Origin of the sequence: Crossiella sp. CA-258035 (genome assembly GCF_030064675.1) — a bacterium.
Taxonomy (GTDB): Bacteria; Actinomycetota; Actinomycetes; order Mycobacteriales; family Pseudonocardiaceae; genus Crossiella.
In genome coordinates, this window is record NZ_CP116413.1 from 3,265,021 (window position 1) to 3,285,566 (window position 20,546).

At 72.6% G+C, this 20,546-nt stretch carries 20 protein-coding genes; 10 read left to right on the forward strand and 10 right to left on the reverse strand.

Annotated features, from left to right (window positions below; translation table 11 throughout):
* The first annotated feature begins 432 nt into the window (after nucleotides 1–432).
* The 3 genes from N8J89_RS15070 to N8J89_RS15080 are packed head-to-tail and all read left to right on the forward strand — an operon-like array spanning nucleotide 433 to nucleotide 5,097.
* Nucleotides 433–2,592, forward strand: a complete 2,160-nt coding sequence (locus tag N8J89_RS15070; RefSeq protein ID WP_283664969.1) for an alpha-galactosidase — start codon at nucleotides 433–435, stop codon at nucleotides 2,590–2,592.
* A gap of 35 nt (nucleotides 2,593–2,627) precedes the next feature.
* Nucleotides 2,628–3,323, forward strand: coding sequence for a response regulator transcription factor (locus tag N8J89_RS15075; RefSeq protein WP_283664970.1), 696 nt, complete (start codon nucleotides 2,628–2,630; stop codon nucleotides 3,321–3,323).
* Nucleotides 3,316–5,097: a sensor histidine kinase gene (locus N8J89_RS15080; protein WP_283664971.1), complete on the forward strand. Its 1,782-nt coding sequence runs from the start codon at nucleotides 3,316–3,318 to the stop codon at nucleotides 5,095–5,097. Before N8J89_RS15075 ends, N8J89_RS15080 begins: the two co-directional genes overlap by 8 nt.
* On the opposite strand, the gene N8J89_RS15085 is transcribed toward N8J89_RS15080, so the two are convergent.
* On the reverse strand, nucleotides 5,039–6,160 hold the full coding sequence (locus N8J89_RS15085; RefSeq protein WP_283664972.1) for a hypothetical protein: 1,122 nt from the start codon (nucleotides 6,158–6,160) through the stop codon (nucleotides 5,039–5,041). The genes N8J89_RS15080 and N8J89_RS15085 overlap by 59 nt on opposite strands.
* A gap of 139 nt (nucleotides 6,161–6,299) precedes the next feature.
* Here N8J89_RS15085 and N8J89_RS15090 point away from each other — a divergent pair, with 139 nt between their 5' ends.
* Complete coding sequence (locus N8J89_RS15090) at nucleotides 6,300–7,247, forward strand: hypothetical protein (RefSeq protein ID WP_283664973.1); 948 nt, start codon at nucleotides 6,300–6,302, stop codon at nucleotides 7,245–7,247.
* Here the strand turns inward: N8J89_RS15090 and N8J89_RS15095 are convergent.
* Entirely contained in the window at nucleotides 7,244–7,723 is a 480-nt protein-coding gene (locus N8J89_RS15095) for a tetratricopeptide repeat protein (RefSeq protein WP_283664974.1), read from the reverse strand. The two genes, N8J89_RS15090 and N8J89_RS15095, sit on opposite strands and share 4 nt — an antisense overlap.
* Nucleotides 7,720–8,547, reverse strand: coding sequence for a class I SAM-dependent methyltransferase (locus N8J89_RS15100; RefSeq protein WP_283664975.1), 828 nt, complete (start codon nucleotides 8,545–8,547; stop codon nucleotides 7,720–7,722). Before N8J89_RS15100 ends, N8J89_RS15095 begins: the two co-directional genes overlap by 4 nt.
* A gap of 58 nt (nucleotides 8,548–8,605) precedes the next feature.
* Between N8J89_RS15100 and N8J89_RS15105 the strand changes: the two genes are divergently transcribed.
* Both N8J89_RS15105 and N8J89_RS15110 read left to right on the forward strand, forming a co-directional pair.
* Complete coding sequence (locus tag N8J89_RS15105) at nucleotides 8,606–8,986, forward strand: YchJ family protein (protein WP_283664976.1); 381 nt, start codon at nucleotides 8,606–8,608, stop codon at nucleotides 8,984–8,986.
* A 227-nt stretch (nucleotides 8,987–9,213) separates the two neighbouring features.
* The gene (locus N8J89_RS15110; RefSeq protein WP_283664977.1) at nucleotides 9,214–9,597 is read left to right on the forward strand and encodes a hypothetical protein; all 384 of its coding nucleotides are present in this window, start codon (nucleotides 9,214–9,216) and stop codon (nucleotides 9,595–9,597) included.
* A gap of 14 nt (nucleotides 9,598–9,611) precedes the next feature.
* Here N8J89_RS15110 and N8J89_RS15115 read toward each other — a convergent pair whose 3' ends face one another.
* Nucleotides 9,612–10,451 carry a TIGR03620 family F420-dependent LLM class oxidoreductase gene (locus N8J89_RS15115; protein WP_283664978.1) on the reverse strand — a complete coding sequence of 280 codons (840 nt, stop codon included), beginning with the start codon at nucleotides 10,449–10,451 and terminating at the stop codon, nucleotides 9,612–9,614.
* 65 nt (nucleotides 10,452–10,516) lie between these two features.
* On the opposite strand from N8J89_RS15115, the gene N8J89_RS15120 reads away from it, so the two are divergent.
* From N8J89_RS15120 to N8J89_RS15135, 4 genes are all read left to right on the forward strand, one after another.
* On the forward strand, nucleotides 10,517–11,614 hold the full coding sequence (locus tag N8J89_RS15120; protein WP_283664979.1) for a DNA alkylation repair protein: 1,098 nt from the start codon (nucleotides 10,517–10,519) through the stop codon (nucleotides 11,612–11,614).
* 22 nt (nucleotides 11,615–11,636) lie between these two features.
* The gene (locus tag N8J89_RS15125) at nucleotides 11,637–12,485 is read left to right on the forward strand and encodes a LysR family transcriptional regulator (RefSeq protein WP_283664980.1); all 849 of its coding nucleotides are present in this window, start codon (nucleotides 11,637–11,639) and stop codon (nucleotides 12,483–12,485) included.
* Between the two features lie 72 nt (nucleotides 12,486–12,557).
* On the forward strand, nucleotides 12,558–13,436 hold the full coding sequence (locus N8J89_RS15130) for an NAD-dependent epimerase/dehydratase family protein (protein WP_283664981.1): 879 nt from the start codon (nucleotides 12,558–12,560) through the stop codon (nucleotides 13,434–13,436).
* Nucleotides 13,433–14,134 carry a TetR/AcrR family transcriptional regulator gene (locus tag N8J89_RS15135; protein WP_283664982.1) on the forward strand — a complete coding sequence of 234 codons (702 nt, stop codon included), beginning with the start codon at nucleotides 13,433–13,435 and terminating at the stop codon, nucleotides 14,132–14,134. The genes N8J89_RS15130 and N8J89_RS15135 overlap by 4 nt, the downstream gene beginning before the upstream one ends.
* Here the strand turns inward: N8J89_RS15135 and N8J89_RS15140 are convergent.
* From N8J89_RS15140 to N8J89_RS15165, 6 genes are read right to left on the reverse strand one after another with little or no spacing between them, the layout of a single operon-like run.
* A complete protein-coding gene (locus tag N8J89_RS15140; RefSeq protein WP_283664983.1) occupies nucleotides 14,121–14,492 on the reverse strand; it encodes a DUF427 domain-containing protein in 372 nt (123 codons plus the stop codon). The genes N8J89_RS15135 and N8J89_RS15140 overlap by 14 nt on opposite strands.
* Nucleotides 14,493–14,551: 59 nt before the next feature.
* Nucleotides 14,552–14,977 carry a roadblock/LC7 domain-containing protein gene (locus tag N8J89_RS15145; RefSeq protein ID WP_252482569.1) on the reverse strand — a complete coding sequence of 142 codons (426 nt, stop codon included), beginning with the start codon at nucleotides 14,975–14,977 and terminating at the stop codon, nucleotides 14,552–14,554.
* Complete coding sequence (locus N8J89_RS15150; protein ID WP_283664984.1) at nucleotides 14,974–17,541, reverse strand: sensor histidine kinase; 2,568 nt, start codon at nucleotides 17,539–17,541, stop codon at nucleotides 14,974–14,976. The genes N8J89_RS15145 and N8J89_RS15150 overlap by 4 nt, the downstream gene beginning before the upstream one ends.
* The gene (locus tag N8J89_RS15155) at nucleotides 17,538–18,494 is read right to left on the reverse strand and encodes an ABC transporter substrate-binding protein (protein WP_283664985.1); all 957 of its coding nucleotides are present in this window, start codon (nucleotides 18,492–18,494) and stop codon (nucleotides 17,538–17,540) included. Before N8J89_RS15155 ends, N8J89_RS15150 begins: the two co-directional genes overlap by 4 nt.
* A 47-nt stretch (nucleotides 18,495–18,541) precedes the next feature.
* Nucleotides 18,542–19,744 (reverse strand): 4-hydroxybenzoate 3-monooxygenase, encoded by a 1,203-nt coding sequence (locus N8J89_RS15160; protein WP_502868447.1) that lies wholly within the window; start codon nucleotides 19,742–19,744, stop codon nucleotides 18,542–18,544.
* Nucleotides 19,741–20,517 carry an ABC transporter ATP-binding protein gene (locus N8J89_RS15165; protein ID WP_283664987.1) on the reverse strand — a complete coding sequence of 259 codons (777 nt, stop codon included), beginning with the start codon at nucleotides 20,515–20,517 and terminating at the stop codon, nucleotides 19,741–19,743. Before N8J89_RS15165 ends, N8J89_RS15160 begins: the two co-directional genes overlap by 4 nt.
* Nucleotides 20,518–20,546 lie beyond the last annotated feature (29 nt).

Consider the following 20,546-nt stretch of genomic DNA (forward strand, 5'->3'; position numbering starts at 1 on the left):
GCTGTGACATGGCGTGCACTTTATGACGTTCCGGCCGCCGGCGGAACCGGCTGCCCGGATGGTGTGACAGACGGGATCATCACCGTTTCCACACAGGACCCGAACATCGCACGCGCTCGGCCTGCTTGTTGGGAATGCTGGTGCACGCCGCGGACCTGCTCGGCCACGATCCGCAGCAGCACGAGAAAGTGTTGTGGGCGCCGGGGTTCCGGGACAAAGCCATGCCCAACGGGTCATTTGTGGCCGGTAGCCTGGTGATCCACCGCGTCTGGCGGGAGGACGACCAGCCCCGCTGCGGGACCAGGGCCCCACGCCCACCGCGAAACTCCCCCGCCCGCGCCCCGGCTCACTGAAGGCGCTTTCCGTGATCGGATACGGGTGCGAGGATCTGCTGGCGACGCGTGACTCACGAGCAGTGCGGAGAGGGGTCCGATGGCCGGGTGTGACGGGGAGATCGTCCAGCTCCGTGCGGCAGGTGTCGGCGTGGTGGTGGACCTGACCGGCGGGCTCCCGGTGCTGCTGCACTGGGGCGCGGACCTCGGCGAGCTGACCGCGTCCGGCCTGGCCGCGTTGGCCGCCACCGCGACCGCGGCGGTGCTCAACAACGCGCCGGACCTGCCGCGCACGCTCACCGTCTGGCCCACCGAGGCCGACGGCTGGTCCGGCACCCCCGCGCACCAGGGCCACCGGGCCGGTCGCCGCACCACCCCGCGCCTCCGGCTCACCGAGGCCGAGCTGGCGGAGAACCTGCTGGTCATGCGGCTGACCGATGAGGTCTCCGAGCTCGACGTCGAGCTGCGCTACCACCTGGACGAGGCCGGGGTGCTGGCCGTGCGGTCCACCCTGACCGGCCGGTCGGCGGGGGAGCAGTACGACCTGGCCGGGGTCAGCACGCTGCTGCCGCTGCCCCGGCGGGCCGGTGAGCTGCTGGACTTCACCGGCAAGTGGTGCCGCGAACGGACCCCGCAGCGCGCCCCGCTGGCCTTCGGCAGCCACGTCCGCGAGGTCCGGCGCGGCAAGCCCGGTCTCGACTCGCCGCACCTGCTGCTGGCCGGCACCCCGGGCTTCGGCTTCGGCTCCGGTGAGGTGTGGGGCCTGCACGTGGCCTGGAGCGGAAACCAGCGCTACCTCGCCGAGCAGCTCCCCGAGGGCGCGGGCGCGCACGCCGCGGTGCTCGGCGGCGGCGAGCTGTTGACCCCCGGCGAGGTCCGGCTGGGCTCTGGCGATGTGTACGAAAGTCCGGAGTGCCTGTTCGTCTTCTCCGGCCAGGGCCTGGACGGTGTCGCCGACCGGCTGCACAGTCGGCTGCGGGCCCGGCCCGAGCACCCGGCCAACCCCCGGCCGTTGGTGCTCAACACCTGGGAGGCCGTCTACTTCGACCACGACCTGGACCGGCTGCGCGAGCTCGCCGACGCCGCGGCCAAGGTCGGCGTCGAACGCCTTGTCCTGGACGACGGCTGGTTCGGCAGCCGTCGCGACGACACCCGCGGCCTGGGCGACTGGGAGGTCTCCGCGGAGATGTGGCCGCAAGGGCTCGGTCCGCTGGTGGAGCACGTGCGCGGCCTGGGCATGCAGTTCGGGCTCTGGGTGGAACCCGAGATGATCAACCTGGACTCCGATCTGGCTCGCGCGCACCCGGACTGGCTGCTCGGCCCCAGCGCCGGGCTCGGCGCGCCCTCCCGGCACCAGCACGTGCTCAACATCGGCCATCCCGAGGCCTACCGGCACATCCTGGGCAGGCTGGTCGCGCTGGTCGAGGAGTACCGGATCGACTACCTCAAGTGGGACCACAACCGGGAGCTGCACGAGGCCGTGCACCGCGATCCGGCGGGTGACCGGCCGGGCGGGCGGGCGCAGACCCTGGCGCTGTACCGGATGCTCGACGAGCTCAAGGCCCGCTTCCCCGCGCTGGAGATCGAGAGCTGTGCCGGTGGCGGCGGCCGGGTCGACCTGGGCATCCTGGCCCGCACCGACCGGGTGTGGGGCTCGGACTGCAACGACCCGGTGGAGCGCCAGCAGATCCAGCGCTGGACCGCCCAGCTGATCCCGCCGGAGCTGATCGGCGCGCACGTCGGCGACCGGCACAGCCACACCACCGGCCGGGACACCGACGACTCCTTCCGGTTCGCCACCGCGCTGTTCGGCCACGCCGGGATCGAGGCCGACCTGACCAAGCTCCCCGCCGAGCAGCTCGCCAAGTTCACCGCGTGGGCCGGGCTGTACCGGGAGTTCCGGCCGCTGCTGCACGGCGGCCGGGTGGTGCGGGCCGACCTGCCCGGCGAGCAGACCCTGCTGCACGGCGTGGTCGGCGCGGACTCGGCGCTGTTCTGCTGGGTGCGGCTGGCCAGTTCGCCGGAGGGCCAGTCCGGGCGGGTCCGCTTCCCCGGTCTCGACCCGGCCGCGGGCTACCGGGTGCGGGTGCGCACCGAGCTGGGCCTGCCCTCGACCAGACAGGTCACCCCGCCGGCGTGGGTGGCGGAGGCGGTGCGGGACTGGGTGCGGCTGCCCGGTGCGGTGCTGGCCACGGCCGGTGTGCCGCTGCCATCGCTGGACCCGCAGCAGGCCATGCTGTTCGAGCTCCGGCGGGACTGACCGGGGCGTTCGCCGCGACCGGCCATACTGGACCCGTGTGCGCCCACATCGTCGTCGCCGAGGACGATCCCCGGCAGGCCGAGCTGCTGACCTTCCAGCTGACCAGGGAGGGGCACACCGTGGACGTGGCCGAGGACGGGCCGGCCGCGATGCGCGCGGTCCGTGCCCGGCGGCCCGACCTGTTGGTGCTGGACCTGATGCTGCCCGAGGTGGAGGGCGTGGAGGTCTGCCGCTCGCTGCGCGCGGAGTTCGACCTGCCGGTGCTGATGCTCACCGCACGGTCCACAGAGGACGATCTGCTGCGCGGGTTCGCCGCGGGCGCCGACGACTACCTCACCAAGCCGTACAGCCCGCGTGAGCTGATGGCCAGGGTGCGCGCGCTGCTGTGGCGCGGCAGGCACACCGCCGCGCCGCCGGAACCGCGGTACCGGGTGGGCGAGCTGGTGGTGGACCCGGTGCGGCACGAGGTGACCATGCGCGGGCAGCGGGTGGACTGCGCGGCCGCGGAGTTCCGGCTGCTGGCCGCGCTGGCCGCGCAGCCGGGGCGGGTGTTCGAGCGGCGGCAGCTCATCGAGCAGGTGTTCGGGCACGAGTTCGTCACCGAGCGGGCCATCGACGTGCACATCATGAACCTGCGCAAGAAGATCGAGCGTTCCCCGCGCAACCCGGCCTACCTGCTCACCGTCTACGGCGTGGGCTACAAGCTCGCCGAGCAGCCCGCCGATGCGTGAGGTCCGCCTGCGGCACCGGATGTTCACCCGGCTGCTCGCGGCCACCGTGCTGGTCGGCGCCTGCACGGTCGCGGCCACCGCCTGGCTGGCCGCGCGCAACACCAGCCAGGCCATCCGCGCCGAACAGGGCCAGACCCTGGCCGAGGACACCGTGATCTACGAGGAGCTGCTCGGCTACGCGGCCACCCATCCGCGCTGGGACGAGGCCGCGCCACTGGTCGCCGGCCTGGCCCAGCGCACCGGCCGCCGGATCGCGCTGACCACCAGGGACCGCAACGTGATCGTGGACTCCGCGCCCGGCACCCCGTTGCCCGCCAAGGCCGCCAGCACCGTGGACGCGCTGGAGGTGAACCCGGCGCTGGCGGGCGAGGAGGACCAGGACGGCATCGACCCGCGCGCCGCCGGGCCGTTCCGGCTGGGCGAGGAGGACCGCAAGCAGTCCGCGCGCCGGGCTGAGCAGGTGGTGGACTGCCTGCGCCGCAACGGTTTCCGGACCACGGTGGAGACGCTGGCCAGCGGCCGTGCGGTGGCCTCGGAATTCTACGCCGACGCCGAGGACCCCTGCGGCGCCGCCGCGCTGCGCACGCCCAGCGCCACCGAGAACACCGCGCTGGCCGCGTTGTCGGCGACGGTGGAGACCTGTCTGCGGCAGCGGGGCGCGCCGCCGGTGCGGCTGGAGCTGGACGGCGACGGCTCGATCACCACCCCGGCCGAGCGCAACGAGGAGGAGGAACTGCTGAGCTGCGTGGCCGAAAGTCGGCGGCACCAGCTCACCGGGTTCGTCGCCCCCGCCGCGATGCTGTTCCTCGTCGAGCCGCCCGGCGTCGGCGGCCTGACCGCGGCCGGGACCTGGCCGCTGGTGCTCGCCGGTGGCCTGGTGCTGCTGGTGGTGATCCTGGTCAGCGCCTACCTGGCCGCCCGGCTGCTGCGCCCGGTGCACGCGCTGGCCGCCACCGCCGAACGCATGCGCGAGGGCGACACCTCGGCGCGGGTCGCGGTCACCGACGCGGGGGAGATCGGGCGGCTGTCGGAGGTGTTCAACGAGCTCTCCGCGCACCTGGAACAGGTTGAGCGGCAGCGCAAGGACATGATCGGCGACATCTCGCACGAGCTGCGCAGCCCGCTGACCACGCTGCGCGGCTGGCTGGAGGCCGCCGCCGACGGCCAGCGCCCGATGGAACCCGAGCTGATCAACGTGCTGCTCACCGAAACCCTGACCCTGCAACAGCTCATCGACGACCTGCAGGACCTGGCGCTGGCCGAGTCCGGCCAGCTGAGCCTGCACCCACAGCGGCTGACGGTGGCCGAGACCCTGCTCAGCGTCGCGGTGGCCAACCAGGCCCAGGCCGCCGAGCTCGGCGTCGAGCTCACCGTGGAAACGGGGGAAACCCTTGTGATGCAAGCGGATCCGGTGCGGCTGCGGCAGGCGGTGGCCAACCTGGTGAGCAACGCGTTGCGGCACACCCCGCGCGGCGGCCGGGTCACCCTCTCGGCGAGTGCTCAGGCCGGGGAGGTGCTGATCACGGTGGCGGACAACGGATCGGGCATCGCGCCGGAAGAGCTGCCCAGGGTGTTCGACCGGTTCTGGCGGGCGGAGAAGTCCCGCAGCAGGCGCACCGGCGGCAGCGGCCTCGGCCTGGTCATCGTGCGCAGGCTGATCGAGGCGCACGGCGGCACGGTCACCGCGACCAGCACCCCAGGCCAGGGCTCGGCGTTCACCCTGCGACTGCCCTCGGCCACCGGGCCAGGTACTCCCGCCGCGCCGCCAGGCTGAGCGTGATCTCGCCCAGCAGCGGGTGGAAGAACGCGTCGCGGTACTTGCCGTCGGTGAACACCGCGGTGGTGAAGTACAGCGCGGAGAACACCGCCAGGAACATCGAGGCGTGCACCAGCTCCTGGGACACCGGCAGCAGCACGCCGAACAGCTTGCCGCTGGTCGGGTCCTTGGTCACCCACATCTTCACCACCTCCGCCCGGATCGCCATCGACCCCAGCGCGAGGAAGAAGCCGAACACCAGCACCCCGAACACCGCCGCCTGCAACGCCTGGGCCAGCGCAAGCACCGTCACCAGGTTCGCGTTCTCCCTGCGCCGCAACGGAACCCGCTCCGGCCCGGTCTCCGCGGCCAGCTCCCGCAGCTCGTCCTGGGCCACCGCGAACAGGAACAGCAGGCCCACCGCGGAGAACAGGCCGAGCACGCCCCACAGCGCCGGGCGCGGCAGGGTGGAGGTGATCTGCCAGATCTCGGCGTTGAAGAAGAAGAACGTGACGAACAACAGCAGCAGCGGCAACGCCCTGCTGGCCAGCAGTCCCAGCACCCGCAGCTGCCGCAGCGCGACCCGCAGCGCCCACAGGAACACCGCCCCGGCCCCCGCCGCGGCCAGCAGCCCGAGCCCCAGCACCCAGCCCAGCCCGAGGAACACCGCGGGCCAGTCACCCTCGGCGAAACCGGCCAGGTAGTCCACCGCGGGCACCCCGAACACCTCGGCCAGGCACAGCGCGAGCACCAGCGCCGTGCTGCCCGCGCTCGGCTCCCGGTCCCGGGTCCAGCGCAGCACCTGCCACGCGCCCAGCACCGGCACCAGGTAGATCAGGGCGAAGTTGCTGTAGTAGAGCAGGGCGAACAGCGGGTCGGTGATGAAGGTGCCGAACTCCTCGTCGGTGTCGGGCACCAGCAGACTGAACTCGGTGGTCATCAGGTCGTAGAGGACCAGCGCGGCCACCGAGGGCGCGACCCGCAGCAGCACCTGGCCGAACCCGTCCCGCTCACGCACCAGCCAGGGCAACCCTTGCCGCCGGAACCACAGCTCCATCCGCCGCCGTTCCTGATCCGCCATCCGCCGCGCTCCGTTCGTCCCCGGCACATCGTGAGTCAACCCGGGCGATCGCGCAGAACTTGTTCGACTCCTGTGCGGAACTCGTGAGAGATCCGGCCCCGGCCTGGATCCAGCCCTCGGACCTGCACAGACTGGGCTCGTGGACACCAGCACCATCGAACACGCCGTCGCCGCTTGGGGCCGCTACACCGTCGAGACCAGCACCGACCCCGACCTGCCAGCCGCCCTGCTCGCCGACCTGCGCGCCGCCGCCGGGGCCGACCCCGTCCCCGCTGAGACGATCCCCGGACTGCTGGCCACCGTGGTCGCCAGGGACGGGGAACGGGTCGCGGGCTGGGCGGTGCTCACCGACGAGGGCGCGCCGGCGGCCACCGTGCGCTGGACCCTGGCCGAGCGGCAGACCGACCGGCTGGTGGACGGGTTCCCGCTGTTCATCGGGCTCAGCGACCAGGAGCTGGCGCTGCTGGCCGCCCTGATCGACGCCGCCGCCACCCTGGCCCGCGATCGGGACCGCACCGCGCTGCTGTGGTCCAGCACCGACGACGAGATCGACTACCAGCTGGCCCTGGCCCTCGGCGCCACCGAGGACCGCGAGCTGTCCCGCCAGTGGCTCATCCCCGGCCTGCCGATCTGGGGCCCGCCCGCCGACATCCCCACCGCCCGCACCGCCTGCGTGGCCACCGAACCGACCGGGCCGGACCTGGCGCGCTACGCCGACCTGCGCGCCGCGGTCACCGGCCACCCGCACCACCCCGACGACCTCCGGCTGGAGCTGGCCGCACTGGCCGCCGACCTGCGGGCTGACCTGCGCGCCGGCTGCGGCGCGGTGCTGGCCGAGCTCAGCGTGGTCTGCTCCGGCGCCAAGGCGGTGATCGGGCGGGTGTGGCACCACGGCGCGTTCCCGCTGGAGCTGGCCGCGCTGATCGCGCACGCGGTGCGGGAGCTGCGGGCGCGGCATCCGGAGGTGCTGCTGGTGGAGATCACCGAGGAGCGGGACCGGGTGCTGTGGCAGGCGCTGGTCGCACTCGGACTGCGGGTCTCCACCCGGCGGCTGGCCTACCGCCTGCCGCTGCGCGCCTTTCCCTAGAGCCGCTTGGCTTGCTCCACCACAGTCCGCTGATAGCAGGAGACGTGTGGGGCCAAGGCTTCCAGGGTGATCGCCAGCGCCTCGCGGTCCCGACCGCAGTCGGCCAGCGCCAGCGCGAGGAAGGCCCGCACCGCGCCGTCCAGCTCGTCGGAACCGCGGTCGCGTTCCTCGGTGAGCAGCCGCACGCTCTCCGCCGCCTCGCCCAGGGTGCGCAGCGAGCTGGCCAGCTGGATCACCGCGCGCCGCCGCCGGTGCTCGTCCAGCCCGCCGGTCAGCGCCTGCCGGTACAGCGGCACCGCGCGGTCGCAGTGGCCGGAGGCGTCCCAGGAGCAGGCCCGCTCGAAGGCGGCCACCGGGTTGTCCGCGGGCAGCTCGGCGCTCAGGTCCTCCACCTCCGCCACCAGCCCCGCACCGTCCACTGTGTACCGCTGGGCCCAGGTCCCGGCCAGGCGGCCCTCCCATTCCGGATCGGTCATCGGGTGCTCCCGAAGTGGTAGGTCAGACCGCGGCCGAGTCGTTTGAACGGGGAGGCGAACAGCGCGCGCAGCACCTGCCGCTGGAACCAGGGATAGTGCGCGCGCAGGTCGGCGGGGGAGGGGAACCACCACTCCTCGTCGAAGACCAGCCCCGGCACCAGTGTGGTCAGCTCCTCCGGGTCGTTGATCGCCCACTCCAGGCGGGCGCCGGAGGCCTTGACCACGCCGGTGCGCTGCTGCAACCAGATGCCGGCCGAGCTGTAGCCGTCGAAGATCAGCGTGCCCGCCGGGAAGTGCTCGACGATGCGGCGGAAGGTGGCCAGGCCCTGTGCGGTGCGCAGGTACAGGGTGACGCCCTCGGCGAGCACCAGCACCGGACGGTCGCCGGGGATCCCGTCGAGCAGCCCGGGGTCCTCCACCGACCGGGCGGTGGGGAACAGGCCGGGGCGCTCGGGGTAGAGGCGGCGGCGCAGCTCGATGACCGCCGGGTAGTCCACGTCGTACCAGGACACCGTGGGCGGCGGGTCCAGCCGGTAGACCCGGGTGTCCAGGCCGCAGCCCAGGTGCAGCACGGTCAGCTCCGGTTGGTTCGCCAGCACCTCCCTGGCGCGGCGGTCGAACTCCTTGGAGCGCAGCACCGCGGAGATCCCGTCCCGGGCGGGCAGGCCGGTGCGGCTGAAGTCGTGGTCGATCCGGTCCACCGCGCGCGCCGCGGTCTCGTCGTGCAGCACCGAACCGGCCGAGCGCGCGTCCACCGCCTTGCTGTACAGGGTGGCCAGCATGGTCGCCGGGGCGCCGGTGAGGTCGACCTTCTCGCGGTCCATGCCGGTCAGTATCGACCCGCTCGCCGGTGCCCGGCCACCGTTCGCGGACAATGTCGGGATGGCGAAATCCTGTCCCTGCGGGCTGCCCGCGCCCTACCCGGACTGCTGCGGCGCGCTGCACCGCGGCGAGCGCGCCGCGGCCACCGCCGAACTGCTGATGCGCTCCCGGTTCAGCGCGTTCGCCCTGCTGGACGAGGCGTACCTGCTGCGCAGCTGGCACCCCAGGACCCGGCCGGCCGGGGTCGACTTCGACACCGACATGCGCTGGACGCGGCTGGAGATCCTGGGCGGCACCGGCGGCGGGCTGTTCCACCAGGAGGGCACGGTGGAGTTCAACGCGCACTACCGGTACGAGGGCAGGGACGAGATCCTGCACGAGAACAGCCGGTTCGAGCGGGTGGACGGCGCCTGGGTCTACCTCGCGCCGATCGGAGCCTAAACGCACTCCATCCGGTGATCTTCCCCCGGATCTGCCGGTTGATCCCGGCCCGCCATCAGGTCAGTGAGCTGGGTAAATACCTCCGCACGACCGGGTGACCGCGACCGGGCGGAGGGGTGCTGTGGATCTTTTGGCGCAGAGCGAGTTTGGCGGTTCGGAGCAATGGTTAACCCGTCGGAGTGACGCCAAACGTGAACGGAGTGTCGCCACGTGCTCAGCATGCGTCCGTGCTCCGGGTCGCCAACCGTGCGCTCGGAGTGATGCTGTGGGCCGAGCTCTCCGGGCGTGACCGGTTCGAACCCCTGCTCCCCGCCGCCGAGCGCAGCGCGCCCAGCACCCTGCAGGAGCTGGCGGCCGCCCAGGCGCGCAAGGCCGACCAGCTCGCCGACCGGATCGAGGCGGTGCTGGCCAGGGAGAGCGGCGGGTTGTCCTCCGACAGCGCGGTGGGCCCGGCCCGGTTCGTGGTGCACCAGATCCGGTTGTTCGCCCGCCGCGCCCGCCAGGGTCCGCTGCGCTTCGTCACCTTCAACCACGAGGTGGCCCGGGTGAACCGGGTCCTGGACCTGGTCGCCCACCACCTCTCCGGCGCCGGCTCCGGGGTGGCCGTCTGATCAGCCTCGGCTGATCACCACAGCACCTCGGCCAGTGCCCGGTAGCCCGGCATCGGGTCGTCCGTGCCGCTGACCGCCACCTGGATGCCCACGTGGTCCGCACCCGCCTCGACCTGCGCGGACACCGTGGCGGCCAGCTGCTCCGGGGTGCCGCCGGGGACCAGCAGGTCGATCATCCGGTCGCTGCCCGGCCTGGCCACCTCGGCCTCGGTCAGCCCGTGCCGGACCAGGGTGCCCATGTAGTTGCGCAGCCCCAGGTAGAGGTCCAGGAACTCCCGCGCGGTGGCCTTGGCGCGGGCCGGGTCGGTGTCCACCACCAGGGTCTGCTCCGGGGCCAGCACCGCGCCGCCGACTAGCTCACGGGCGTACGCGGTGTGCGCGGGCGGCATCAGGTACGGGATCGCGCCCAGGGTCCGCTCCCCGGCCAGCTTCAGCGTCTTCGGACCCAGCGCGGCCAGGATGATCCCCTCCCTGGGCACCCCGGCCTCGGCCAGGCGGTCCAGGTACTCCACCACCTTGGCCAGCGGTTTCTGGTAGGTCGTGACCACCTCGGGGTGGCCGATGCCCACGCCGAGCAGGAACCGCTCGCCGTGCTTGTCCGCGATCCGGTGGTAGCCGCGGGCCACCGCTTCCGGCTCGTTGGTCCACATGTTCACGATCGCGCTGGCCACGGTGATCGTCCGGGTCGCGTCGAGGAGCTGTTCGTGCTGTTCGAGCTCGCCGAGGGCGGCCATGCCGTGGCCGATCCAGGCGGTGCCGTAGCCGAGGTCCTCGGCCTCGCGGACGTAGCCGGTGAGCCGGGGCGTGTGCTGGGGGCCGAGCCAGACGCCGTGCGTGCCGAGCCGTGCGGTCATGGATCCTCCTTGAGGTGCTGCTATAGTCCGCTCTATAGCAAACATAGCACCGTGGTGGGAGTCGCATGCCCTTCGCTGACGAGCTGCTCGGACCCGAGGTCGCCGCCCGGCTGGTCGATGCCGTCGCCCGGACCGCGCCCGGCAACCGCCTGCCCGCGCTGCGCCGCGCGGCCAAGGGCCTGGCCGGGCTGAGCCTGCGCGAGCGCAGCGACCTGCTGGCCGGCGCGCTGCTGGCCGACCTGCCGGGGGACTATGCCAGCCTGGACCGACAGTTCCGGGAGCTGCTGGCCGACCCTTCGGTCGAGGGCTGGATGGTCTGGCCGGTCACCGAGGCGGTCACGGTCCGCGCGCTGGCCCAGGACCCGCCGGCCATCACCCCCGCGCTGCACCTGCTGGCCGCGCTGACCCCCCGGCTGACCGCGGAGTTCGCCATCCGGCCGCTGCTGGCCGCCGACCTGGACCAGTGCCTGCCCATCGTGCGGTCCTGGACCGGGCACCCCGACGAGCACGTGCGGCGGCTGGCCAGCGAGGGCACCAGGGCGCACCTGCCGTGGGCGCGCAAGGTCCGGCCGATCCTGGACCAGCCCCAGCGCACCATCCCGATTCTGGACGCGCTCTACCGGGACGACAGCGAGTACGTGCGCCGCTCGGTGGCCAACCACCTCAACGACCTCAGCCGCGCCGAACCCGGTCTGGTGGTGGAGACCGCGGCCCGCTGGCTCGCCGAACCGGACGACAACACCCCTCGGCTGGTCCGGCACGCACTGCGCACGCTGGTCAAGAAGGGCCACCCGGAAGCCTTGGCGCTACTGGGTTTCCGCCCGGTCGCCGACGTCACCGTGCTCGGACCGGTGCTGACCGGAGCCACCGTCGCACTCGGCGCGGAGCTGCCGTTCGAGGTGACCCTGGAGAACACCGGCGAGGCGGCGGCCAGCCTGGCCGTGGACTACGTGGTGCACCACCTCAAGGCCAACGGCGCGCGCACCCCCAAGGTGTTCAAGCTGACCACCTGCCTGCTCGCCCCGGGAGAGCGGATCACGTTGTCCCGCAAGCACTCCTTCCGCAAGATCAGCACCAGGGTGTACTACCCGGGCGAGCACGAGATCGAGGTGCAGGTCAACGGCACGGCCTTCGGGCGGACGGCGTTCCAGCTGCTCGGCTGATACCGTCGGCGCGGGAGGTGGCATGGACGTCGACCTGCGCAAGCTCCGGTACTTCGTCGCGGTCGCCGAGCACCTGCACTTCGGCCGCGCCGCCGAGTCGCTGCACATCGCCCAGCCCGTGCTCTCCCGCCAGATCCGTGCCCTGGAAGGGGAACTGCACGCGCAGCTGTTCCGCCGGGACCGCCGCGCCACCGAGCTGACCCCGGCCGGGGAGCAGCTGCTCGCCGACGCCCGCCCGCTGCTGGCCGCCGCGGCCGCGCTGCGTCGCCGGGTCGGCCGGGCCGCGCGGGGCGAGGTGTTCACCGTCGGGTTCATGCCGGGCCTGATCGTCACCGACGCGGTGCGCGAGCTCTCCCGCCGCCACCCCGGGCTGACCGTGGACGTGCAGCGGGTGGACTGGACCGAGCGGACCCAGGCGTTGCGTGACGGCCGGGTGGACGTGTGCTTCCTGCGCCAGCCACTGGATCCGGCCGGGCTGAGCGTGCGGGAGCTGCGGGTGGAGGAGCGGGCCGTGGTGCTGCGCACCGACCACCGGCTGGCCGGCAAGGAGTCGCTGAAGATCGCCGACCTGGCCGACGAGCGGCTGTTGCAGGACCCGGACGCGGTGCCCGAGTGGCGGGACCTGCCGCACGGCCGTCGGCGCGAGCCCGCGCCGCTGCTGAGCACGGTTGAGGAGAAGCTGGAGCACGTGGCCGCCGGGCACGGCGTGGTGGTGCTGCCGATGTCCGCGGTGGCCTTCTACCAGCGTCCGGACCTCACCCACATCCCGATCACCGACCTCGCGCCGAACCGGGTCTGCCTGGCCTGGGTCAGCTCCCGCCGCAGCCCCCTGCTGGCCGAGTTCGCGGCCATCGCCTCCGCCCTGGGTTGATGCCCAGCAGGTATCACAGCGGCGTGAACAGGTCTTGGACCTGCGGCTGTGTCCGGCAGCAGACTTCTCGGCATGACGAACATCTTCCTGACCGGCGGCTCGGGCTACGTCGGCCGCCACCTCATCCCAGTGCTGCGCCGCGAGGGCCACCAGGTCACCGCGCTGGCCCGCAGCGACTCCGCCGCCGCCCTGCTCACCGGCCTCGGCGCGACGCCCGTGCCCGGTGAGCTCACCGACCTGGAGGTGTTGCGCGCCGGCGCCGCCGCGGCTGGGGCGGTGATCCACCTCGGCCAGGTGCTCGGCGCGGAGGCCCAGCGGGCCGACCTCGGCGCGGCGACCGCGCTGCTGGACGGCCTCGGCGACCGGGGCCCGTACCTGCACACCGGCGGCACCTGGGTCTACGGCGACACCGCGGGCGTGGTCGATGAACAGGCCGAGCTCCGCCCGCCCGAGATCACCGCCTGGCGGGTCGGCAACGAGCGGAAGGTGCTGGCGCGCAAGGACTCCGGCGCGCATCCGGTGGTGGTCATGCCCGGCCTGGTCTTCGGCGACGGCGGCGGCATCGTGGAGTTCGCCTACGCCGCGCCCGGCCGGGAGACCGGCGTGGTGCCCTGCGCCGGCGACGGCGGCAACCACTGGTCGCTGGTGCACGTGGCGGACCTCGCCGAGCTGTACGCCCTCGCCCTGTCCGCGCCGGCCGGGTCGGTCTACGCCGGGACCGTGGACACCTTCCCCACCCAGTTCGAGGTGGCCGCGGCGGTGGCGAAGTCGACCGGTGCGACCGTGGCGCACCTCGACCCGGCCCAGGCCCAGGCCCGGTTCGGCGCGTTCGCCGAGGCACTGTCCCTGGACCAGCGGATCAGCGGCGCCCGCGCCCGCCGCGAGCTCGGCTGGACGCCCCGGCACACGGACCCGGTGGCCACCCTGACCGGCGCTACACTTGCTACATGACGGAGAAGCGGCGCGGCGGCGGGGCCAGGGACCGCCTGCTGCGCGCCGCCGCTGAGCTGCTGCACGACTCCCCGGACGGCACGGTCTCCACCAGGGCCGTCTGCGAGCGCGCCGGGGTGCAGGCGCCCACGCTGTACCACCACTTCGGCAGCAAGCAGGGACTGCTGGACAGCGTGGTCAACTACGGCTTCAGCCAGTACCTGCACGAGCCGGGCACCCCGGGCGGGGACCCGGTGGCCGCGCTGCACCGGGGCTGGGACCAGCACGTCCGGTTCGGCCTGGAGCACCCCAAGTTCTACGTGCTGCTCTACGGCCAGATCGAGCCGGGCGTGCCCTGCTCGCTCACCGGCAGCGCCGAGGCCAGGCTGCTGGAACTGCTCGCGGGAGTGGCGAAACAGGGCAGGCTGCGGGTGCCGCCGGAGGAGGCGGCCCGGCAGATCGTGGCCGCCAACATCGGGATCACCCTGAACCTGATCGCCCAGCCCGAGTCCAGCCGGGACCTGGGACTCTCCGACCGCCTGCGGGACAACGTGATCGCCGCCCTGCTCACCGACACCCCGGCGGCCACCACGGTGCCGGGCGCGGCGGTGGCGCTGCTGGCCGCCCTGGACGGCGACCCCGCGGGCCTCAGCGACGGCGAGGCGCACCTGCTGCGCGAATGGCTGCGGCGCCTCGCCGCGCCGGTCACGACTCGCTGAAGGTGACCCGGTCCGGGTAGAAGGCCACGTGCTCCTTGATCTGTCCGACCGCCGGGTAGGGGCTCTCGTAGGTCCACACCGCGTTCTCGCCCCGCTCGCCCAGCGCGGGCAGGCTGAAGTAGCTCGCCTCGCCCTTGTACGGGCAGTAGGTCTGGTGCCCGGTGCGCTCGAAGTGTTCCAGGCGCAGGTCCGCGCGCGGGATGTAGAGCGCCACCGGGTACGTCGACTCCCGCAGCGCCAGGGCGTTGCGGGTGTCGGCGAGCACGGTGTCACCGGCGCGCACCACCACCCGCTCCGGATGCGGTTCAACGGTGATCGGGTGGGCCGGTCCCGGGGTGAGGACCTTCTTCTCCGCCATGACACACCTCCACGGTCTCTCCAGCGGCAACCCCGGAACCCGCCGTTTTGTTCCGGGCGCTAGTTCCGGGAGGCGGTGGCGTGCAGCTGGGCCCGCAGCTCCGGGGTGAGCTGCGGCCCGACCCGCTCCACCAGCCGGGCCATCGCGTAGCCCACCATGCCGATGTCACAGGTCGGCGCGGCCAGCGCGGCCAGGCAGGAGCCGTCGCTGATGGTCATCAGGAACAGGTAGCCGCGTTCCATCGCCACCACGGTCTGCTTCACCGCGCCGGACTCGAAGCAGCGGGCCGCGCCCATGGTGAGGCTGACCAGGCCGGAGACCACGGCGGAGAGCTGCTGGGCGCGCTGGCCGGGCAGCCGGTTGGAGGTGGCCAGCAGCAGGCCGTCGGCGGAGAGGACCACCGCGTGCGAGACCCCCGCCGCCCGGTTGACGAAGTCGTCGACCAGCCAGTGGAAGTCGTCGAGTTGTTCGGTGTCGGTGCTCACTGCCGCTCCTTGTTCGCCAGAATCCGTTCATCCGCCTGCGGGTCACGGGGACCGTCCGGCTGGCTGGGGATGCCCGGCCGCGGCTCGGGGTACCCGTTCCCGCCAAAAGTCCCGGGCGGAGGAGTGTCCTCTGTGGACTCCCGACCGTGCCGGACGCCCTTCTGGTAGGCGGAGAACCGGTCCCGCAGCTGCTCCGCCGAGGGGCCGCCCGCCGGTTTCGCCGGCGCCGGTTCGGCCAGCGCGTGCCGCCGCTGCGGCGAGGAACCCGGCACCAGCAAGGACTTCGGCACCCGCTTGGGCAGCCCGGCCTCGGTGGCCGAGTGCTCCACCGGGGTGGACAGCGCGGCCGCGGCCTGCCAGCCGTCGTCGGCGGGGGAGGCCCAGGTCGAGGTGACGCTCACCTGGGGCGTCTCCGGCCGGACCGGGCGCTGCGGCGCGGCCAGCGCCGGGATCTGCGGCTCCTCGGTGCCGCAGGAGGCGCTGAACCACTCCGAGAGGGTGAGCTCCCGCTGCGGCGTGCCGGCCCGGACGGTGGTGTCGCCCCGGCCGATGCGAACCCGGGGACGGGGGAGCGGGTTCGCATCGGTCCCGTTGCGTGGCAACGGATCCGGGACGACCGGGGCATCCTTCTTGTGCAGCAGCGCGGGCGGCAGGATGACCAGCGCGGTGGTGCCGCCCTCGAACTCGTCGTCCTTGAGCTGCACCGTGATCGAGTGCCGCTTGGCCAGCTCGCCGACCACGAACAGGCCCATCGCGCGGGTCACCGAGACGTCCACCTCGGGCGGGTCGGCCAGCCGCTGGTTGATCCGGGCCAGGTCCTCGCTGTTCATCCCGATGCCGCGGTCGCGGATCTTGATGACCAGCTTGCCGGAGCGGGTCATCACCGCGCGCACCGAGACCTTGGTGGTGGGCGGGGAGAACTCGGTCGCGTTGTCCAGCAGCTCGGCCACCAGGTGCGTGAGGTCGGTGACCACCCGGCCCTGGACCAGCGTCTCCGGCACCGGCAGCACTTCGATCCGGGCGTAAGCCTCCACTTCGGACAGTGCCGCGCCGATCACCTCGAACACCGGCACCGGCCGGGTCACCCAGCGCTCCGGGCTGGTGCCGGAGAGCACCAGCAGGTTCTCGCTGTTGCGGCGCATCCGGGTGGCCAGGTGGTCCAGCTCGAACAGCCGGGCCAGGTGGTCGGGGTCCAGCTCCTCCTGCTCCAGGCGGTCGATCAGGTCGATCTGCCGCTCCACCATCTCCTGGCTGCGCCGGGACAGGTTGGTGAACATCTCGTTGACGTTGGCGCGCAAGGCCATCTCCGCCACCGCCAGCCGCACCGCCTCCTTGTGCACCACGTCGAAGGCGCGGGCCACCTGGCCCACCTCGTCGGTGGTGTGCACCGGCACCGGCGAGACCGCGGCCTCCGCCGAGGCCCTGGGGTCCTTCTCCGCGCGGATCCGGCGGATCGCCGCGGGCAGCCGTTCCCGCGCGATGTCCAGCGCCGCGCCGCGCAGTGCGCGCAGCGGCACCAGCATCCAGCGGGCCACCATGATCATCAGCGCGAAGGCGGCCAGCAGCGCCAGCCCGACCAGCGCGGAGTCCCGGTACACCGCGGCCCGCGCGTCGGCGATCACGGTGACCACCGACTTCTCCGCCTGCTGCTGGATCTCGGTGAGCACCTGGGCGATCAGCTCCGCGGTGCGGTCGCCGTCGCGCAGCACCTCGTTGTCGGCGATGGTCACCGACTGACCGGCCGCCGACTGCACCAGGGCCAGCTGCACCAACCGGTTCAGCCCGTCCACCGGCGGGCCGCTGACGGTGTCCAGGTAGCGCTGCCGGTCGGCCAGGCTCGCGGTGGACTCGAACTCCGCCAGCGCCGCGTCGAACCGGGAGCGGGCCGCGCGCAGCGCCGCGGCCTGGCCCGGCGGGAACTCCTCGGCGCGGGCCGCGGCCAGCAGGATCGCGTTCTGCACCGCGAGCTGTTCCTTGGCATCGGCCAGCGCCTTGGCCGCGGAGGCCAGCGGGGTGAGCGTGGGGTCGTTGATACCGGCGGTGGCGGCCCGCTGCACCTGGGTGAGGGAGTCCAGGATCTGGGTGTAGCCGGTGATGGTCGCGCCCACCGGGTACTTGGTGCTCTGCACGGTGCGCCGCAGCGCGGTCAGCTTGTCCAGCGACTCCAGTGCGACGTCATACGCCCCGCGCACGCCGCCGCCGACCGAGGTGGCCGCCGCGCCGAGCGCGCGCAGCTCGCCCAGCCGCAGGTCCACCGTGGCCATCCGGGAGTTGTGCTCCGGCGCGCCCGCGGCCCTGCCACTGGCCACGAAGGACACCGCGGCCTCACGTTCCCGTTGCAGCGCGGTGCCGGTGGCCACCACCTTGCCCGCCAGCTGCAGCTCCTGCTGCACCGTGGCGAACAGGTCGACCTCGCCCAGCTGGCTGTTCAGCCGCAACCCGGCCAGGGTCACCGTGCTCAGCGCGGGCACCAGCAGCACCACCGCGAGCTTGCTGCGCAACGGCCAGTTCCGCGGTGAGTAGCTCCGGCCGGTGTCCTGCTTGGTCCTGGCGTGCTCACTCATGCCGGGCTCCCGCTGAGCAGCATCGGTTTGATGTCCATCGGCGCCTCTAGCAGTCCGTAGGTGCGCATGAGGTCGGCCACCCGCTGCAACCGAGTGGCCTCCATGCTGATCGGGTAGACCCCGAAGTGCACCAGGGCCGCGGTCTCCGGGTCGGTCTGGGCGTAACCGGGCAGCAGTGCCTCCACAGTGGACTTGCGCGCGGCGTCCTGCTGACCGCGGATCAGCGCCCGCCGGAAGGCCTCCACCGCGCGCGGGTGCGCCTTGGCGTAGGCCCCGGTGGTGGCGTACCCGGCGATCGGGATGTCCGCGGTGGGCCCGCTGGCCGCGTCCAGCACCGGCACCGCGCCCAGGGTGCGCTCGGCCTTGCTGATGAAGGGTTCCACCATGAACGCGGCGTCCACCTTCTTGCTCTGCAACGCCGCCTGCATGTCCGGGAACGGCATCTCCATGAAGGTCACCGTCTTGGGGTCCACGTTGTTGGCCTCCAGGGTGGCCCGCGCGGTCAGCTCCAGGATGTTCTTGAAGGTGTTGATGGCGATCTTCTTGCCCGCCAGGTCCTTCGGGCTCTTGATCGGCGAGTCCGGCCCGGTGAGCATCAGGAACATGTTGGCCCGCGCCTGGTAGCCGTCGGCGGCCAGCTTGATGCCGCCGGCGTTCTTGGCCGCGCCCTTGGCTTCGGTGGCGAAGAAGGACACCCAGTTGCCGAAGGTGAAGTCCAGCTCGTCCTTGAGCAGCCCCTGGATCCCGGCCGCGCCGCCCTGGATGGTGGTCAGCTCCACGGTCAGGCCCTCGGCCGCGAAGTAGCCCTTGGCCAGCGCAATGTGCACCGGGGCCACGTCCACCACGGGCATGATGCCGAGCCGGATCCGCTGCTCCTGCGCCGGAGCCCCGGAACCACCGGATCCGCCTAGCACGCCACAACCGGCGGTGGCGAGCAGGAAAGCCAGCAGCACTAGGAATGTTCTCGGTCTGCGGGGTAGCGGGGTCATCTCGGGTTTTCCTAACTCGGCACGGCGACTGTGCGGGCGAAGGGCGGTCCGACGTAGTCCTCGGCGAGACTGGTCGCCGCGGCGGTGGAGCTGACGGTGTGGTGCAGCTGGGAGAGCTGGAGGTAGCGCTGGAACCGGTCGCCGTCCGGCGGTCGGTGCAGCATGTCGGTCATCAGCGAGGAGAACCGCTGGGCGCGCCACACCCGCCGCAGGGCGGTGTCCGAATAGGACTCGGCCGGCCGCTCGTCGTCGTCCACCAGCAGCGCGGTGAGCGCGTCGGCCAGCAGCGCGACGTCGGCGATGGCCAGGTTGAGCCCCTTGGCCCCGGTGGGCGGCACGATGTGCGCGGCGTCCCCGGCCAGGAACAGGCGCCCGTGCCGCATCGGTTCGGCGACGAAGGCCCGCAGGTCGGTGTGGATGGTTTCCAGCACCTCACCCGGCCGGATCTCCTCGCCGAGCCGCGCGCTCAGCTCGCTCCACACCCGCTCCAGCGGCCAGTCCGCCGCGGTGTCCTCTGTGGACACCTGGAGGTAGAGCCTGCTGATCTCCGGGCTGCGCATGCTGGCCAGCGCGAAACCGCGGTCGTGCGCGGCGTAGACCACCTCGGCGCGGGTGGGCGGGGTGCGGGCCAGGATGCCCAGCCAGGCGAAGGGGTAGCGGTGTTCCAGCGCGGTCAGCGTGGGCGCGGCGGGACGGGTGACGCCGTGGAAGCCGTCGCAGCCTGCGATGACCTCGCAGTCGAGCACCTGCGGCCGGCCGTGCCGGTCGGTGTAGTGGATCCACGGCGAGTCGGTTCTCAGCTCGTGCACGCTGACCTCGCTCACCTCGAACCGCAGGTCCCCGCCGTCCCGCAGCCGGGCCGCGATCAGGTCCTTGACCAACTCCTGCTGCCCGTAGACGGTGACCGCCTTGCCGACCAGGTCGGCGAAGTCGATCCGGTGCTCCACCCCGTCGAAGCGCAGCAGGATGCCGTGGTGGGTCAGGCACTCCCGGTCCAGCCGCTCGGCCAGACCGGCCTCCCGCAACAGTTCCACGGTCGGCGCCTCCAGCACTCCGGCGCGGACCCGTTTCTCGACGTAGTCACGGCTGCGGGTCTCCAGGACCACCGAGTCGATCCCGTTGCGGTGCAGCAGGTGGGACAGGAGCAGACCGGCCGGTCCGGCGCCGACGATGCCAACCCTGGTGCGCACGAGCGGTTCCCTCCTGTTCCTCATCGGGTGGCGGACGCTTTGGCCTTCTGGATCTGCTCGTACACTTCTGTTCGCAACTCCACGAAGCGGGCCAGCGCGCGGGTGTGCAGCTGGTCCCGTTCCGCCGGCAGGTCGACGTGGATCTCCTGCTGCACCACCGTGGGCGCGCTGGAGAGCACGATCACCCGCTCGCCGAGGTAGACCGCCTCGTCGATGTCGTGGGTGACGAACAGGATGGTCACGCCCAGGTCCCGCCACACCCTGCGGATCAGGTCCTCCAGGTCGGCCCTGGTCTGGGCGTCCACCGCGGCGAAGGGCTCGTCCATCAGCAGCACCCTGGGCTGGTAGGCCACCGCACGGGCGATGGCCACCCGCTGCTGCATGCCACCGGAGAGCTGCCACGGGTAGGCGTCGTGGTCACCGGCCAGGTCCACCGCGGACAGCGCCAGCCTGCCGAGTCGTTCCCGCTCGGCCTTGGGCATCTTCTTCTGCCGCAACGGAAGCTGCACGTTCTCCCACACGGTGAGCCAGGGGAACAGGCTGCGCCCGTACTCCTGGAACACCATCGCCAGCTCCACCGGCGGCCCGGTCACCGGCTTCCCGTTCACCGCGACGGATCCGGCGGTCGGTGGCAGCAGGCCGGACAGGCATTTGAGCAGGGTTGTCTTGCCGCAGCCGGACGGGCCGACCAGGCAGACCAGCTCGCCGGGCGCGACCTCGAAGCTGACCTCACGGACCGCCTCCACCGTCCGGTTCTCCCCGGGGTAGACCTTGTGCAGCTCGTGCACCGTGAGCATGCCTTGCCTCGCCTCCGTGACGTCTCGGC

Coding starts and splice junctions, on each gene's coding strand:
- N8J89_RS15105 (WP_283664976.1), top strand. CDS start 8,606: ATGGCGAAATCCTGTCCCTGCGGGCTGCCCGCGCCCTACCCGGACTGC.
- N8J89_RS15095 (WP_283664974.1), bottom strand. CDS start 7,723: ATGACCGATCCGGAATGGGAGGGCCGCCTGGCCGGGACCTGGGCCCAG.
- N8J89_RS15120 (WP_283664979.1), top strand. CDS start 10,517: ATGCCCTTCGCTGACGAGCTGCTCGGACCCGAGGTCGCCGCCCGGCTG.
- N8J89_RS15135 (WP_283664982.1), top strand. CDS start 13,433: ATGACGGAGAAGCGGCGCGGCGGCGGGGCCAGGGACCGCCTGCTGCGC.
- N8J89_RS15165 (WP_283664987.1), bottom strand. CDS start 20,517: ATGCTCACGGTGCACGAGCTGCACAAGGTCTACCCCGGGGAGAACCGG.
- N8J89_RS15130 (WP_283664981.1), top strand. CDS start 12,558: ATGACGAACATCTTCCTGACCGGCGGCTCGGGCTACGTCGGCCGCCAC.
- N8J89_RS15140 (WP_283664983.1), bottom strand. CDS start 14,492: ATGGCGGAGAAGAAGGTCCTCACCCCGGGACCGGCCCACCCGATCACC.
- N8J89_RS15115 (WP_283664978.1), bottom strand. CDS start 10,451: ATGACCGCACGGCTCGGCACGCACGGCGTCTGGCTCGGCCCCCAGCAC.
- N8J89_RS15160 (WP_502868447.1), bottom strand. CDS start 19,744: ATGAGGAACAGGAGGGAACCGCTCGTGCGCACCAGGGTTGGCATCGTC.
- N8J89_RS15085 (WP_283664972.1), bottom strand. CDS start 6,160: ATGGCGGATCAGGAACGGCGGCGGATGGAGCTGTGGTTCCGGCGGCAA.
- N8J89_RS15150 (WP_283664984.1), bottom strand. CDS start 17,541: ATGAGTGAGCACGCCAGGACCAAGCAGGACACCGGCCGGAGCTACTCA.
- N8J89_RS15125 (WP_283664980.1), top strand. CDS start 11,637: ATGGACGTCGACCTGCGCAAGCTCCGGTACTTCGTCGCGGTCGCCGAG.
- N8J89_RS15100 (WP_283664975.1), bottom strand. CDS start 8,547: ATGGACCGCGAGAAGGTCGACCTCACCGGCGCCCCGGCGACCATGCTG.
- N8J89_RS15070 (WP_283664969.1), top strand. CDS start 433: ATGGCCGGGTGTGACGGGGAGATCGTCCAGCTCCGTGCGGCAGGTGTC.
- N8J89_RS15080 (WP_283664971.1), top strand. CDS start 3,316: ATGCGTGAGGTCCGCCTGCGGCACCGGATGTTCACCCGGCTGCTCGCG.